The sequence below is a fragment of the Actinomyces timonensis DSM 23838 genome, assembly GCF_000295095.1.
Classification (GTDB): Bacteria; Actinomycetota; Actinomycetes; order Actinomycetales; family Actinomycetaceae; genus Actinomyces; species Actinomyces timonensis.
In genome coordinates, this window is record NZ_JH806632.1 from 14,941 (window position 1) to 29,750 (window position 14,810).

General features: G+C 72.6%; 14 protein-coding genes. 4 read left to right on the forward strand and 10 right to left on the reverse strand.

Translation table 11 applies throughout. The annotated features are described in order from the left end of the window. Nucleotides 1-60 precede the first annotated feature (60 nt). Together pheT and pheS are read right to left on the reverse strand one after the other, a co-directional pair. Nucleotides 61-2,727, reverse strand: coding sequence for a phenylalanine--tRNA ligase subunit beta (gene pheT, locus A1QA_RS0100075; RefSeq protein ID WP_017176895.1), 2,667 nt, complete (start codon nt 2,725-2,727; stop codon nt 61-63). Between the two features lies 1 nt (nt 2,728). Then, nucleotides 2,729-3,823 carry a phenylalanine--tRNA ligase subunit alpha gene (gene pheS, locus A1QA_RS0100080; RefSeq protein ID WP_017176896.1) on the reverse strand — a complete coding sequence of 365 codons (1,095 nt, stop codon included), beginning with the start codon at nt 3,821-3,823 and terminating at the stop codon, nt 2,729-2,731. Between the two features lie 223 nt (nt 3,824-4,046). Here pheS and A1QA_RS0100085 point away from each other — a divergent pair, with 223 nt between their 5' ends. The 4 genes from A1QA_RS0100085 to A1QA_RS0100100 all read left to right on the forward strand — a co-directional run bounded on the left by A1QA_RS0100085 (nt 4,047) and on the right by A1QA_RS0100100 (nt 8,428). Continuing rightward, nucleotides 4,047-4,970 carry an alpha/beta fold hydrolase gene (locus A1QA_RS0100085; protein WP_017176897.1) on the forward strand — a complete coding sequence of 308 codons (924 nt, stop codon included), beginning with the start codon at nt 4,047-4,049 and terminating at the stop codon, nt 4,968-4,970. Nucleotides 4,971-5,043: 73 nt separating this feature from the next. Next, complete coding sequence (locus A1QA_RS0100090) at nt 5,044-5,898, forward strand: MerR family transcriptional regulator (RefSeq protein ID WP_017176898.1); 855 nt, start codon at nt 5,044-5,046, stop codon at nt 5,896-5,898. Continuing rightward, on the forward strand, nt 5,895-6,812 hold the full coding sequence (locus tag A1QA_RS0100095; RefSeq protein ID WP_017176899.1) for an ABC transporter ATP-binding protein: 918 nt from the start codon (nt 5,895-5,897) through the stop codon (nt 6,810-6,812). The genes A1QA_RS0100090 and A1QA_RS0100095 overlap by 4 nt, the downstream gene beginning before the upstream one ends. Next, nucleotides 6,812-8,428 carry a hypothetical protein gene (locus A1QA_RS0100100; protein ID WP_017176900.1) on the forward strand — a complete coding sequence of 539 codons (1,617 nt, stop codon included), beginning with the start codon at nt 6,812-6,814 and terminating at the stop codon, nt 8,426-8,428. Before A1QA_RS0100095 ends, A1QA_RS0100100 begins: the two co-directional genes overlap by 1 nt. A gap of 15 nt (nt 8,429-8,443) precedes the next feature. On the opposite strand, the gene A1QA_RS0100105 is transcribed toward A1QA_RS0100100, so the two are convergent. From A1QA_RS0100105 to infC, 8 genes are all read right to left on the reverse strand, one after another. Continuing rightward, nucleotides 8,444-9,313 carry an amino acid ABC transporter permease gene (locus tag A1QA_RS0100105; RefSeq protein ID WP_017176901.1) on the reverse strand — a complete coding sequence of 290 codons (870 nt, stop codon included), beginning with the start codon at nt 9,311-9,313 and terminating at the stop codon, nt 8,444-8,446. Further along, entirely contained in the window at nt 9,310-9,966 is a 657-nt protein-coding gene (locus A1QA_RS0100110) for an amino acid ABC transporter permease (RefSeq protein WP_017176902.1), read from the reverse strand. The genes A1QA_RS0100105 and A1QA_RS0100110 overlap by 4 nt, the downstream gene beginning before the upstream one ends. Before the next feature lie 96 nt (nt 9,967-10,062). Further along, nucleotides 10,063-11,058 carry a glutamate ABC transporter substrate-binding protein gene (locus A1QA_RS0100115; RefSeq protein ID WP_017176903.1) on the reverse strand — a complete coding sequence of 332 codons (996 nt, stop codon included), beginning with the start codon at nt 11,056-11,058 and terminating at the stop codon, nt 10,063-10,065. A gap of 65 nt (nt 11,059-11,123) precedes the next feature. Next, nucleotides 11,124-11,849: an amino acid ABC transporter ATP-binding protein gene (locus A1QA_RS0100120; RefSeq protein WP_026048547.1), complete on the reverse strand. Its 726-nt coding sequence runs from the start codon at nt 11,847-11,849 to the stop codon at nt 11,124-11,126. A 248-nt stretch (nt 11,850-12,097) separates the two neighbouring features. Next, nucleotides 12,098-12,949, reverse strand: a complete 852-nt coding sequence (locus A1QA_RS0100125; protein ID WP_017176905.1) for a TrmH family RNA methyltransferase — start codon at nt 12,947-12,949, stop codon at nt 12,098-12,100. 102 nt (nt 12,950-13,051) lie between these two features. After that, nucleotides 13,052-13,432, reverse strand: coding sequence for a 50S ribosomal protein L20 (rplT, locus tag A1QA_RS0100130; protein ID WP_017176906.1), 381 nt, complete (start codon nt 13,430-13,432; stop codon nt 13,052-13,054). Nucleotides 13,433-13,460: 28 nt separating this feature from the next. After that, entirely contained in the window at nt 13,461-13,655 is a 195-nt protein-coding gene (rpmI, locus tag A1QA_RS0100135; protein ID WP_017176907.1) for a 50S ribosomal protein L35, read from the reverse strand. A gap of 90 nt (nt 13,656-13,745) precedes the next feature. Continuing rightward, nucleotides 13,746-14,582 carry a translation initiation factor IF-3 gene (gene infC / locus A1QA_RS12820; protein WP_154652174.1) on the reverse strand — a complete coding sequence of 279 codons (837 nt, stop codon included), beginning with the start codon at nt 14,580-14,582 and terminating at the stop codon, nt 13,746-13,748. Between the last annotated feature and the right edge of the window lie 228 nt (nt 14,583-14,810).

The window sequence follows — 14,810 nt, forward strand, 5'->3', positions numbered from 1 at the left end:
AAAGTCAACCATGAAGCGGGGGCCTCGCGCTGGGACTCCGGGCCGTGAATTCGCGAGCGCTCAGGCGCGCAGCTCGGCTCCGAGAGCCTTGGCGGCGCGCTTGACGATCCGCTTGCGGATGCCGGCGGTGTCCTCGGCCGTCAGTGTGCGGTCGGCGGCGCGCAGGCGCAGGGAGAAGGCGAGCGACTTGCGGCCCTCGCCGAGCTGCTCGCCGCGGAAGACGTCGAAGAGGCGGACCTCCTCGGCCAGGTCCTTCGCGGTGGCGCGGATGAGGGCCTCGACCTGGGCGGCGGTGACGGACTCGTCGACGACGAGCGCGATGTCCTCCTTGGCGGCGGGGAAGGTCGAGACGGCGCCCACCTGGAGCACGCCGCGCTCCTGGGCGGCGTCGAGGAGGGCATCGAGGTCGATCTCCACGGCGCAGGAGCGCTCGGGCAGGCCCAGCGCGCGCGCCACGCGGGGGTGGAGCTCTCCGGCATGGGCGACGACGGCGCCGGGGGTGATCTCCTTGCCGGCACGGGTTCCGGGCAGGCGCAGCTCGGCGACGCGCCCGGGGTGCCAGGGGGCGATGGAGGCGGCGGGCGCGCTGGCCTCCACGCCGGCGCCCACGGCGCGGGCGACGGTGCGGACGACCTCGATGGCGTCGGCCCAGTCCCAGGAGTGGGCGGCGCTGAGCACGCCGGCGCGCTCACGGTCGCCGGCCAGGACGGCCCCGATGTGGACCGGCTGGGCGGGGATGCCGGCCTCGAGGGCGGCGAGCTCGGAGTCGGTGGGGCGGCGGTCGACGCCGATGATCGGCGCGGGCACGGTCCCCGCGGGGCGGGTGACGGCGCCGATCTCGAAGACGGCGACGTCGGGCAGGCCGCGGGAGATGTTGCGGCGGGCGGTGTCGACGAGGGTGTCGAGGATGGAGGTGCGCAGGGCCGGCGCGTCCTCGGCCAGGGGGTTGGCCAGACGGGCGGCCTGGCGCCTGGGGTCGTCGTCGGGGATCTCGAGGCGGTCGTGGGCGTCGCCGATGAAGGGGTAGGACAGCACCTGGGTGAGGCCGGCGTGCGCCAGGGCGGCGACGGCGTCGCGCCGTGCCTTCTGGCGGGGGGTGAGGCCCAGCCCGGCGGGGGCGGTGGGCACGATCGTGGGGATCGCGTCGTAGCCGTCGAGGCGGGCGACCTCCTCGGCGAAGTGGGCGGCGCCCACGAGGTCGGGGCGCCAGGTGGGCGGGGTGACGGCGAGGAGCTCGCGGCCGGCCTCATCCGTCCCGGCGGGGGCGACGGCGCAGCCGATCATCTCGAGCAGCTCGGTCACGCGAGCGGTGCCGTAGGGCACGCCCGTGAGGCGCTCGGCGGCATCGGCCCGGATGACGATGGGCTCGGGAGCGTGGGTGCGGTCGACGTCGGTGGCCACGGGCTCGGCGGTGCCGCCTCCGTACTCGACGAGCAGGTCGACGGCCCTCTGCGCGGCGACGGCGGCCAGGGCGGTGTCCACGCCGCGCTCGTTGCGCTTGGCGGACTCGCTGGGCAGCTTGTGGCGGCGGGAGGAGCGGGCGATGGACACGGCGTCGAAGTGGGCGGCCTCGATGAGGACGTTGCGGGTCGAGGCGTCGATCTCGGTGTCGGCGCCGCCGAAGACACCGGCCAGGACGAGGGGGCGCGCTCCCTGGCCACCGGCGGAGTCGGAGATGACGAGGTCCTCGGGGTCGAGGTCGCGGGTGACCTCATCGAGGAAGGTGAGGGACTCCCCCGCCCTGGCGCGGCGCACGACGATCGGGGCGACGAGCTTGTCGGCGTCGAAGGCGTGGAGGGGCTGGCCCAGGTCGAGCATGACGTAGTTGGTGACGTCGACGGCCAGGCTGATGGGTCTCATCCCGGCGGCGGTGAGGCGGTCGGCCATCCACTTCGGGGACGGCGCGGTCGGGTCGATGCCGGCCACGAGGCGCGCCACGTAGCGGTCGCATCCGGGGCGGCCGTGGATGGGAGTGGGGTCCTCGGCGATGATGACGGGGAAGCCCTCGCCAGCGCTCGTGGAGGCGTCGGCCACGCCCGCCGGGTACAGGCCGGGATTGGCGCCGTCAGCGGGGTCGGTGAAGCGGGCGCCAGTCGAGTGCGAGTACTCGCGGGCGACCCCGCGCATGGAGAAGCAGTAGCCGCGGTCCGGGGTGATGTTGATCTCCAGGACCTCCTCCCCCAGGCCGAGCAGGGGCAGGGCGTCGGTCCCGGGGGCGGGGAGCTCCTCGCCGTCGTGACCGGCCTGGGCGAGCCACTGGTCCAGGACGATGATGCCGTCGTGGTCCTCGCCGATGCCGAGCTCGCGGGCCGAGCAGATCATGCCGTCGGAAAGGTGGCCGTAGGTCTTGCGGGCGGCGATGGCGAAGTCGCCGGGCAGGACGGCGCCGGGCAGGGAGACGACGACGCTGTCCCCGGCCTCGAAGTTGTGGGCGCCGCAGACGATGCCGCGGCTGGGCAGGTCGGAGGGCTCCTTGCCGGTCCCGGGGGCGTTGTTGTGCTCGGGGCCCACGTCGACGCGGCAGTAGTTGATGACCTTGCCGTTGGACTGCTCCTTGGCCTCGCGGGTGAGGACCTTGCCGACGACGAGCGGGCCGGTGATGGCGGGCGGGACGATCCGCTCCTCCTCCAGACCGACGCGCACGAGGTCGGAGGCGAGCTGCTCAGCGGTGGTGGAGGTGGGGACGTCGACGTGCTCGCGCAGCCACTCCAGGGGGACGTACGGCATGTCAGTGACCCTTTCCGGTGGTTCCGAACTGCTGGGAGAAGCGGATGTCCCCCTCGACGATGTCATGCATGTCGGCGATGCCGTGGCGCAGCATGAGGGTGCGCTCCAGGCCCATGCCGAAGGCGAAGCCCGTGTAGACCTCGGGGTCGATCCCGCAGGCGGTGAGCACATTGGGGTTGACCATGCCGCAGCCGCCCCATTCGATCCAGCCGGGGCCGCCCTTCTTCTGCGGGAACCACAGGTCCATCTCGGCGCTGGGCTCGGTGAAGGGGAAGAAGGAGGGACGCAGGCGGGTGCGGGCCTCGGGGCCGAACATGGCGCGGGCGAAGTGGTCGAGGGTGCCCTTGAGGTGGGCCATGGTCAGGCCCTTGTCCACGGCGATGCCCTCGACCTGGTGGAAGACGGGGGTGTGGGTGGCGTCGAGCTCGTCGGAGCGGAAGACCTTGCCGGGGCAGGCCACGTAGATGGGGGGCTCGGAGGCGAGCATGACGTGGGCCTGCACGGGCGAGGTGTGGGTGCGCATGACGAGGTTCGCGGGCTCGCCGGGCGCGGCACCGACTGAGGCGCCGTCGATGTAGAAGGTGTCCTGCATCTGGCGGGCCGGGTGGTCGGCGTCGAAGTTGAGGGCGTCGAAGTCGAACCACTCGTGCTCGACCTCCGGGCCCTCGGCAATGGCCCAGCCCATGGCGGCGAAGAAGTCGGAGACCTCGTCCATGAGGACGTCCAGGGGGTGGCGGGCCCCGGCGGCGACGCGGTCGGTGGGGACGGTGACGTCGACGGTCTCGGTGGCGAGCATGTCCGCCTCGGCGGCGGCCTCGAGCTGGGCGGTCCGCTCGGCGAGGGCAGCGTTCAGGCGGCCCCGGGCGGCGCCGAGCAGCTTGCCCGCGGTGGGCTTATCCTCCTTGGGAAGGGCGCCGATGCCGCGGTTCGCGGCCACGAGCGCGGAGGAGTCCCCGGTGTAGGCCAGTCTCGCCTCCTTGAGGGCGGGCAGGGAGTCCGCGGCGGCGATGGCCGCCAGGCCCTGCTCGACGACGGCGTTGATGCCGTCGGCGTCGAGGGGGGACAGTGCGCCGGTCGCGGCGGCTGCTTCGGTCATGTGCGGGCGCCTTCCTGAAAAAGGTCCAGTTGCGGTGCGGCTCCGCCGGGACGTCCGGGATCGCGCGGGAGCGCGCCCGACGGTGTGGCCGCTGGTGCTGGGCCCAGGGTAGTGCCCCGGCCCGACAGGGACGAATCCGTTCTCAGCCCGGGCGCCCGACCGGGCGCGATGGGCCCCGCCATCCTCCGTGATCGGAAACGCTATGGCCGGTAGGCTCTCGCACATGCTCATGCCTATCGCTGGGGCAGTCCCGCATGCCCCCTTCGGACCCGAGCCCCTCGACGAGGACCTGCGGATACTCGCCATCCCCGCGCCGGCGGGAGAGCTCACCGCGACCCTCGCCCAGGTCTCCCCCGCCGACGGCGGCCCCGAGCCCGTGCGCGTGCTGTTCATCCCCGGCTTCACCGGCTCCAAGGAGGACTTCTCCTCGTTCCTGCCGATGGTCCAGGACGCCGGCTACACCGCGCTGGCGTACTCCCAGCGGGGGCAGGCGGATTCGGCGGCCCCCAAGCGCACCCGCGAGTACCGCATCGAGAACTACGTGGAGGACGCGCTCGCCGTCGCCCGCGCCTATGGGGCGGAGGATGTGCCGGTCCACCTCGTGGGGCACAGCTTCGGAGGCATCATCGCCCGGGCGACGGCGATCGCCGACCCGACCCCGTTCCGCACCCTCACGATCTTCTCCTCGGGCCCCAAGCCCGGCCCGCGCATGTGGCTGATGAACGGGATGCGCCTGCTCTACGGGCCCTTGGGCGCCAGGATCGCGCACCGACTCATCCACCCCAAGATGCCCAAGGAGCCCCAGGGGAACTCGCATCTGGAGGTCCTGCGCCTGCGCGCCCTGGCGACCCCCATGGCGGGCCTGAGGGGGATCGCGAAGATCGTCTCCCGCTTCCCCGACATGACCGAGCAGTTGCGCGCCACGGGCCTGCCGCTCAACGTCGTCGTCGGAGCGAATGACACGATGTGGCCGGTCCAGTGGTACGAGCCCTGGGCCAGGCGGCTCGGCGCCTCCTTCACACTCATCCCCGACGCCGCCCACTCCGCCCAGTTGGAGAATCCCTCCGCGCTGCTGGAGGCGCTCACGGCCTTCTGGGCCGCCAACGACGAGGCCGGATCCCAGCAGGGTGACACGGCGGGAGCGTGAGCCCGTAGGCTCGTGATCGGGCTCCATGTCAATGACTTGACGGTGACGCTGCGTCACCTGTTGAGATGGCGCCATGCGAATCAAGGAGGTCGCGGAAGCGGCGGGCACCACCCCGCGGGCGATCCGCCACTACCACCATCTCGGGCTCCTGCCCGTCCCGCCCACGGTCAGGGGCAGGCGCGAGTACGGCGTCGAGCACCTGGCCCGGGTTATGCGCATCCGCTGGCTCGCCGACGGCGGCCTTGGGCTTGGGAGGATCGCCGAGCTCATCGAGGCCGATGCCTCCGGCGATGACCGCGAGCGCGTGCTGGCCGATCTGCGGGCGACGCGCGCGGGCATCCTCGCCGAGCAGCGTGGCCTGCGCCAGAAGGCAGCGCGCGTCGAGCGGCTCATCGCTCAGGTGGAGACCGGCGGCCCCCTCTCCCCCATGCCGACCACGCTGGAGCGGTTCTACGACGCCGTCCAGGAGCGCGTCACCGCCGCCGGAGGCCAGAGCGCCGCGCTCGTGGCCGAGCGGCAACTGGTGCAGGTCATGGGCGCGGCTGGGCTCATCCCCGCATCGGCGGAGGCCTTCGTCGCGGCGCTGGACGAGGCCGATCTTGATCTGGCGGCTCAGCAGGTCGCCGATTTCTCCGCCCTTGGCTCCCTGCCTGACGCCGAGCGCGCCAGCGCGGCCACCGAGCTCGCGGAGCGCACGTGGTCCCTCCTCTGCCGGCATCGGGATGAGGTTCTCGGCGTCGCAGCCGACCTTCCCACGGGCAGGACGGGGCGGGCCCTGTGGGCGCTGCTGTCCCGGCTCGCCCAGCAGTCCTACTCGGATCCCGCCCAACGGGTGTTCACATCCCACCTCGTCCGGCTCATTCACTCCGATCCACAGATCGCGGCCCTCATCCGCCGCTCGACCGGCGAGGAGATGATCTCGCTATGACCAGCCCCGACTCCCCTGTCATCGAGGCCCATGGGCTCGTCAAGCGCTTCGGGCGAACACTGGCGCTTGATGGCCTCGACCTGGAGGTGGGCGAGGGTCAGATCCACGGGTTCCTCGGCCCGAACGGCGCGGGCAAGTCGACGACGATCCGTGTCCTTCTGGGCCTGTACCGGTCCGAGCGCGGCCAGGCGCGCGTCCTGGGACGGGATCCGTGGCGGGAGGCTCCCGCGATCAACCAGCAGGTCTCCTATGTGGCGGGCGACGTCGCCCTGTGGCCCTCGCTCACCGGCGGGCAGGTGCTCGACGCGCTGGCGGCGCTGCGGGGCCGGCGCGATCGGGCCAGGGAGGCCGAGCTCATCGAGCGCTTCGACCTCGATCCCTCCAAGAGGGTGCGCGCCTATTCGAAGGGCAATCGGCAGAAGGTGGCGCTCGTGGCCGCCCTGGCCGCGCCCACGCGCCTGCTCATCCTCGATGAGCCCACCACGGGCCTGGACCCGCTCATGGAGCAGGTCTTCGCCGAGGAGATCACCCGGGCCGCCTCCGAGGGGCGCACTGTGCTGCTCTCCAGCCACATCCTCGCCGAGGTCCAACGACTGTGCGGCGCGGTGACGATCGTGAAGGCCGGGCGGGTCGTCGAGCAGGGCGATCTAGCGGCGCTCCGGCGCTTGGCCCTGACCCATGTCGAGGTCGTCGGCGAGAACGGGGCCCTCGCCGAGATCCGTGATGCGCTCACCCGTGAGGGCGCGGACTGCGTCATCACCGGGAGCCGCCTCATCGCGCAGGTGGGCAGGGATCGGCTCCCGAGCGCGCTCACGGCGGTGGGCTCCCACGGCGTCGACGACGTCGTGTGCCAGCCGGCCAGCCTGGAGGACCTGTTCCTGCGCCACTACCAGGACGCGGGAGGAGACCAGTGATGCGCGGGGAGAAGCGCGCGCGGCGGGGCGCGTTGCAGGGCCTCGCCCCTGCCCTGGCGCTGCTGGCGCGCAGGTACTGGTGGCGGGGAGCGGCGTGGGCTGTGCCCCTGTGGGGGCTCGTCGCGGCGACCGCCCCCTCCTACCGGGACACCTACCCGTCGATCGCCTCACGGTCCTCACTCATCGAGGCCATGCGCGCCACCCCTGGCACGCGCCTGCTCTACGGGATCCTGCCGAGACCAGGGCGCCTGGGCCAGCTCCTGGCGTGGGAGACGGGCACCTACCTCCTCGTGTGCACGGCGCTCATGGCGATCCTGCTGACCTGCCAGATGATGCGCGGCGATGAGGAGCGCGGGCTGGCGGAACTGGCCCGGGCGACCGGCTGCGGGGGCGCCGTGCCCTTCCTCGCCCCCTGGATGGCGGTGTGGGGGGCCGTGGCGCTCCTGGGCGGCGGTGTCGGCGCGATCCTCATGGCGGAGGCGGGGAGCATCGATGAGCTGACGGCGCGCGGCGGATGGGCGATGGCTGCCTGCGCCATCGGGGTGGGATGGGCCTTCTCCGCGGGCGCGGCCCTGGCATGCCAGGCGGCGCGCGGTCATCGGCAGGCGAGGTCCCTGTCCCTGGCGTGGCTGGGCGGCTGCTTCGGGCTCAGGGTCGCCGCCGACGAGTGGGGCTGGGCGTGGCTGCGCTGGGTGACGCCCCTGGGATGGCGGGATCTGGTGCAGCCGTACACGCAGGACGATGGCACCGTCGTCGCCTTCCTGCTCATCATGTGCCTGGCCCTCATGATGGCGGCGGTTGGTCTCCACGCGCGCCGGGAGCACCTGGGCGGGTTCCTCCCCTCGACTGAGTCCACCGAGCGCCGGTGGGCGCCTCGTGGCCCGCTCGCCCTCGCCTGGCGCCTGGGGCGCCGCGGCCTCGGCGGCTGGGCGGTGGCGGTGGCCTGCGCGTCAGCGCTGTTCGGCTCGATGGCGGGAGGGATCACGGACCTGCTCAGGCCCGGCTCGCCCACCGCCGCGCTGGTGGACCGGATGAGCACGGGCTCCCCCGTCGAGCAGTTCCTCGGGCTGCTCACGGTGATCGTCGTCCTCCTGGTGTCCGTGGGGTCGATCCATGAGGCCTTGAGGCTGCCGGGCAGCGAGCACGCGGGGATCCTCGAGCTCGAGGCGTCGGTGGGAGCGGGGCGCTCGCGACTCTTCCTCGTTCAGGCCGCGGTCGCGGCCGGCCATGCGGCGATCCTTCTCCTCGTCTCGGCGGGGGTCCTCGCGGCCGTGGTGTCCACGCGGATCACCGAGGAGCGCGCGGTGGGCCGGGCGCTCTGGTTCACGCTGTCCCAGGGGCCGGGGGTGCTCGCGGGAATCGGTATCGCCATGGCGCTGGCGGGGCTGTCGGCGAGGCTGGCCCCGTGGGTGTGGGCGGTGGTCGCGTGGAGCGGCTTCGCCCAGTTCTTCGGCGGGCTCGTGGATCTGCCGGGCTGGGCGCGGGACCTGAGCATCCTCGGTCACCATCTCGACGTCGTCGGGGACGTGGAGTGGGAGCCGCTGGCGATCCAGGCGGCTCTTGCCACGGGCGGGATGCTCGTCGGGCTGCTCGCCGTGCGCCGTCGGGACCTGTGAACCGGGCTGGCCGCCTCAGCGGCTGCGGGCCTCGATGCGGCGGGCGGCGGCGGACAGCGCCCAGTTGATGACCACGTAGATGAGGGCGACGATGACGTAGGCGGGCAGGTAGACGTCGAAGCCCGCGGCGTTGGTGAGCACCTTGGTGGCGTACATGAGCTCCCCGTAGGCGACGACGTAGCCGAGCGAGGTGTCCTTGAGGATCGTCACCATCTGGGTGATGAGGGTGGGCAGCATGAGCCGCAGGGCCTGGGGGGCGAGGATGAGGCGCATCGTCTGGCCCGCGCTGAGCCCCAGGGCGGCCGCCGCCTCGGACTGCCCGGCGTCCAGGGAGCGCACGCCGGAGCGGAAGACCTCGGCCGTCGTCGCCGACGTGCACATGATGATGGGGACCACGAGCATCCACATCGACGGCAGGGTGAGGCCCCAGTTGGGCACGGCCAGGAGGAAGAAGTAGACGAGCAGGAGCATGGGGATGGCGCGCATGGCGTCGATCCACAGTCCGACGGCGCCGCGAAGGGGCGCGGATCGGGCCATCCGCGCCCATCCCAGCGCGATGCCGATGGGGAAGGACAGGACGGCGGCGATGCCGGCGGCCCGGAGGGTGTCGAGGACGGCCGTGCCGAGGTAGTCCACGATCGACTGGCCCAGGAAGTAGCGCCATTTGGCGTAGTCGAGCTGGCCACTGGTGGACAGCTGGTGGAGCCCCATGGCGACGGCGGCGATGACGAGCGCGGTCACCGCCAGTGAGGCGATCATGATCCGGGCGCGGCCCCTCGGGCCGGGGGCGTCGAAGAGGAGGGGGGTCTCGCCCGCGGCGCGCCCCCTCCGGGTTGAGGGGGCCTTGCCCGGGGCGCTGGCGGTGATGGCCGTGGGCGCGCTCATGCGGCCACTCCCCTCGTGGCCTCGAGCCGGCGCTCCAGGGCGTGCCCGAGGCGCGTGGCCGCGAAGGCCAGGGCGAGGTAGATGAGCCCGGACAGGAGGAAGCACAGGACGGCCTCGGCGTACTGGAGATTGAGCTGCTGGGTGACGCTGGTCAGCTCCCTCACGCCGATGGCCGCCGTGAGGGAGGACCCGATGAGGCAGGAGATGAAGATATTGACCAGGGGCTGGATGACTCTGGCGAGCGCCTGGGGCAGGACCACCTGGCCGATGATCGTCCCGAAGCGCATTCCCAGGGCGCGGGCCGCCTCGATCTGACCGCGCGGGACGGAGTTGATGCCGCTGCGCACGGCCTCGCAGACGAAGCCCGATCCGGAGAAGACGATGGCGAGCACCGCCGCCCAGAACAGGCTGATGGGCACGCCCGCGCGCGGCGCCGCGAAGGCGGCGAGGATCATAAGGCACAGGGTGGGGATGTTGCAGGCCACCGTCACCCAGGCGGCGCCGAGGGCGCGCAGTGGCGGGATCGGGCCGACCCGGAAGACGGCCATGATCGTGCCGACGACGAGCGCCCCCGCGTAGGCGAGGAGGGCGAGGATGAGGGTGGTCCTCAGTCCCTCGCCGATCATGCCGAGGTTGTCGAGGATGACGTGCATGGCGGTTCTCCTTTCCCTGCCCCGCTGCTGCCGCGCGCGGGGGCGCCGGTGTGGCGGTGCCCGCCTGGGGCGGTGGCTGGCTGCGCCGTCGACGTGTCAGGCGGCGGGCGCGGAGGCCTGCGCGCCGGGGACCGAGCCGATCGCCGGGGGCTGGGGGACGTCGCCGCCGATGATGGAGCCGATGGTCTCCTGCCAGATCCTGGCCCAGGTGCCGTCGGACTCGATCGCGGCGAGGAAGCCGTTGACGAAGACCGCCGCGTCGGAGTCCTTGGGCAGGCCGAGGCCGTAGGGGTCCTCGGTGAAGGGGGTGCCGACGATCGTGATGTCTGTGTTGTTCTCGGCGGCGGCGAGCAGGAGCGACTCGTCGACGACGTAGGCGTCGACCTGCTTGGTCTGCAGGGCGGACAGGCAGGCGGAGTTGTCGTCGAAGGGGGTCGGCTTGGCGTCCGGGCAGGCCTTGGCGAGGGCCGCCTGGGAGGAGGAGCCGGACTGGACGGCGACGGTCTTGCCGGCCAGATCGGTGACGGAGGCGATGTCCGTGCGGTCCTTGAGGACGGCCACGGACTGGCCGGAGGAGTAGTAGGGGCCGGCGAAGGCGATCTTCTGGGCGCGCTCCTCGGTGATCGTGTAGGTGGCGATGACGACGTCGACCGTGCTGTTGGTCAGCAGCGTCTCACGGGTGTCGGAGGTGGCCTGGGTGATCTCCACCAGGGAGGCGGCGTCGTCGCCCCCGATGATGTAGCGGGCGAGCGCCTGGCCGATGGCGGCGTCGAATCCGGTGACCTTGTGGGTGGTGGGGTCCTCGATGGAGAAGACCTGGGCGGTCTTGGAGCCGCCGATCCGGAGCTTCCCCGCCTTCTTGATGGCGGAGGCCCAGGTGGAGGCGGCGACGGCGTCCTCGGCGGCGAGGGGGCCGGAGTTGATGAGCGCGGTGTAGGCGGCGTCGGCGGTGGAGGAGGCCACGGCCTTGCCGTCGGCGCCGGTGTCGGAGCAGGCCGCGAGGGCCAGGGCGACGCCGAGTCCGCCCGCGGAGGTGAGCAGGGCGCGGCGCGAGAGCGCGGGGGCGGATCCGGAGGGGGCGGCGTGGGTCATGGGAGAGCCTTTCGTCGGTGGCTGGTCAGCGGTGCGGAGGCGGTCGGGCCGGGCGGGAGGGGCAGTCAGTGGGACAGGATCGTGGCGAGGAAGTCGCGGGCGCGGTCGGTGCGCGGGGAGGTGAAGAACTCCTCCGGGCTGGCCTGCTCGACGATGCGCCCGGAGTCCATGAAGACGACGCGGTCCGCCACGGAGCGGGCGAAGCCCATCTCGTGGGTGACGACGAGCATCGTCATTCCGGAGGTGGCCAGATCGCGGATGACGTCGAGGACCTCGGTGATCATCTCGGGGTCGAGGGCGGAGGTGGGCTCGTCGAAGAGCATGGCGAGGGGATCCATGGCCAGGGCTCGGGCGATGGCGACGCGCTGGGCCTGCCCGCCGGAGAGCTGGGAGGGGCGCTTGGCGGCCTGGTCGGCCAGGCCCACGCGGGCCAGGAGCTCGCGGGCGCGGGCCTCGGCGTCGGCTCGGCTCATCCGGCGCACCTTGATGGGGGCGAGCGTGATGTTGTCCAGGACGGTGCGGTGCCCGAAGAGGTTGAAGGACTGGAAGACCATGCCGACCTCGGCGCGCAGGCGGGCCAGATCCTTGCCCTCCTCGGGGAGGAGCTCGCCGTTGATCTCGATGGTGCCCTCGTCGATGGTCTCGAGGCGGTTGATGGTGCGGCACAGGGTGGACTTGCCCGAGCCGGAGGCCCCGACGACGGCGACGACCTCACCACGGCGGATGTCGAGGGAGACGTTGTCGAGGGCGGTGAAGTCGCCGAAGCGCTTGGTGATGCCGCTGATGCGGATGAGGGGGCTGCCGGAGGCGGCGTCTCCGGGGGCGCCGGAGACGCTGGAGGGCTCGGCGCCGGTGTCCGTGGGTGCTGTCACGCTGACCTCGTTCTCGGGGCGGTGCGGAGGCTGCGGGCGGTGCGCCCGCGAGCAGGACAAACGCAACCCTCCCCCGGAACATTCCCGCGATTGCCCCGCGTCCAAGGAGCGGGACAGACCAGGACGGCGCGGCGGTCGCCGTCGAGCGCTGCGAGGAGGGGAGGCGGCTAGGACCGCTGCGCGCGGGCGGAGGCGTAGAGGCAGAGGGCCGCGGCGGAGGCGACGTTGAGGGACTCGGCCCGCCCGAGGATCGGGATGGCGACGACGGCGTCGGCGCGGCTCAGCGCCTCGGGGGCGAGCCCGTGGGCCTCGTTGCCGAGCAGCCAGGCACTCGGGGCGGACAGCAGCCCACCGGAACCCGCTGGCCCCTCGGCCTCGAAGAGGTCGGTGTCCCCGCGCCCGTCGGCGGCCAGGATCGTCAGGCCCGCCGCCCGCGCGGCCTCCACTGTCTCCTCCAGGCCCACGCCGGTGATGACCGGAAGGTGGAAGAGGCTCCCCGCTGTCGAGCGCACCACCTTGGGGGCCGTGGCCTCGACGCTCCCGCACAGGAGGATGACGGCGTCGGCGCCGGCGGCGTCGGCGGCGCGGATGATCGTGCCCGCATTGCCCGGGTCCTGGGCCTCAGTGAGCACTGCGACGAGCCGCGCGCCCTCCAGCGCGGCAGCCAGGGCCTGGGGCCCGCTGCTCTCCCCCATCGCGACGACGGCGAGCACGCCCTGGGCGTCGGCGGACATCGCGGCCATGACCTCCGGGGTCACGAGGTGCCGGTAGAGGCCAGAGGCCTTGGCCTCGGCCCAGATCTCCGGGTGGCGGCTGGCGGCGGCCTCGGTCATGTACACGTCGAGGACGTGCTCGGCGGCGTGCCGCACGGCCTCGCGCACCCCTTGGGGGCCCTCGACGAGGAAGCGCCCGTGCTTGAAGCGGGCCTGCCTGCGCGCGAGCCCGGCCACGCGCGCGACCCTCGTGGCTGCTGGGTTGGCGAGGATCTGAGGGGCGTCATGGTGGCTCGCAGGGGTCATGCCCACCAGCCTACGGGAGGGCGGTTCCAGCCCCTGTAGCGGACGACGGCGCCGCCGCCCTCGCTGGGAGGGTGGCGGCGCCGTCGGCGGGATCGCGGGGAGTCAGGCCTTGGGGGCGTTGACGTCCTTGGGGAGCGCCTTGCGGGCGGTCTCGACGAGCGCCTTGAACGCGGCGGGCTCGTTGACGGCCAGCTCGGCGAGCATGCGGCGGTCGACCTCGACACCGGCCAGGCCGAGGCCCTGGATGAACCGGTTGTAGGTCATGCCCTCGGCGCGGGCGCCGGCGTTGATGCGCTGGATCCACAGGCGGCGGAAGTCGCCCTTGCGCGCGCGGCGGTCACGGAAGGCGTAGACGCCGGAGTGCGTGACCTGCTCCTTGGCCTTGCGGTAGAGGCGGGAGCGCTGGCCGCGGTAGCCCGAGGCCTTCTCGAGAACAGAACGACGCTTCTTGTGGGCGTTGACAGCCCTCTTCACACGTGCCATGTGATGTCTCCTTCAGACGTTGGGCCGGTCAGCGACCGAGCAGCTTCTTGACCTGGCGAAGGTCGGAGGGGGCGACCGGCTGGTCCATGGACAGCTTGCGCTTGCGGCGCGAGGACTTGACCTCGAGCAGGTGGCGCTTGTTGGCCTGCTCACGCATGAGCTTGCCGCTGCCGGTGACCCGGAAGCGCTTCTTGGCACCGGAGTGCGTCTTGTTCTTCGGCATTGTCGGTTTCCTCTTGTCGGCCCGGTGGCCGGTTGGCCCCGGGCTGCGGACCCCACCGGCTGTGGCCGGGGGGTGGGTCAGGGTGAGGCCTCAGGCCTCGGTGGGCTTCGCCGGGGCCTTGGGCTTGGCTGCCTTCGGCTTGGCGGGCGCCTTGGGCTTCGCCGGGGCGGCCGGCTTGGCGCCAGTGGCCTTGGCGGGAGCGGCGGGCTTGGCGGCCGGCTTGGGCGCGGCCTTGGCCTCGGCCGCCTTGGCGGCGGGCTTCGCGGCCGGAGCGGCGGCCGGCTTCGCGGCGGGAGCCGCCTTGGGGGCCGAGGCTGCCTGGGCCGCGGTCTGGGCGGCCTTCGCGGCGTGCTTCTCGGCGCGCCGGGAGGCGCGGGCCTCCTCGCGACGGCGCCGCTGGTCCGACTTGACCTCCGCCTTCTTGCGGGTGGGGGCCAGCACCATGACCATCTGGCGGCCGTCCTGGCGCGGGTGGGACTCGATGGTGGCGAGCTCGCCGACCTCCTCGGCGACCTTCGCCAGCAGGCGCACACCGAGCTCGGGGCGGGACTGCTCACGGCCGCGGAAGCGGACGATGCACTTGACCTTATCCCCGCCCTCGAGGAATCGGCGCACGTGCCCCATCTTGGTGGCGTAGTCGTGCTCGTCGATCTTGGGGCGGAACTGGATCTCCTTGAGCTGCGTGTTCGCCTGGTTGCGCCGGGCGTCGCGCGCCTTCATGGCCGACTCGTACTTGAACTTGCCGTAGTCCATGAGCTTGCACACCGGGGGGCGCGCATCAGGGGCGACCTCGACGAGGTCGAGACCGGCCTCCTCGGCCAGTCGAAGGGCGTCCTCCACGCGGACAACGCCGACCTGCTCGCCGCTGGGGCCGACCAGGCGTACCTCGGGGACGCGGATCCGTTCGTTGATACGGGGCTCGCTGATGGCTGTTCCTCACTCCTTGTTCGGATTCCGTGGCAACGGGAAAGGCCCCCGCTGCGCATCGCAGGCGGAGGCCACATATGCTCGTTCGAGCACGCCGACGCCCAGGACGTGTGTCCAGGCGCCGACGCCGAGGGCGTGCCCTCGGCATGAACCCGGCCCCTTGGCGGGACCCAGGTGGGATTGCTCCGCTTGCGCGCCGGGGACGAGCCCCGGCCGGTCAATCGCTGA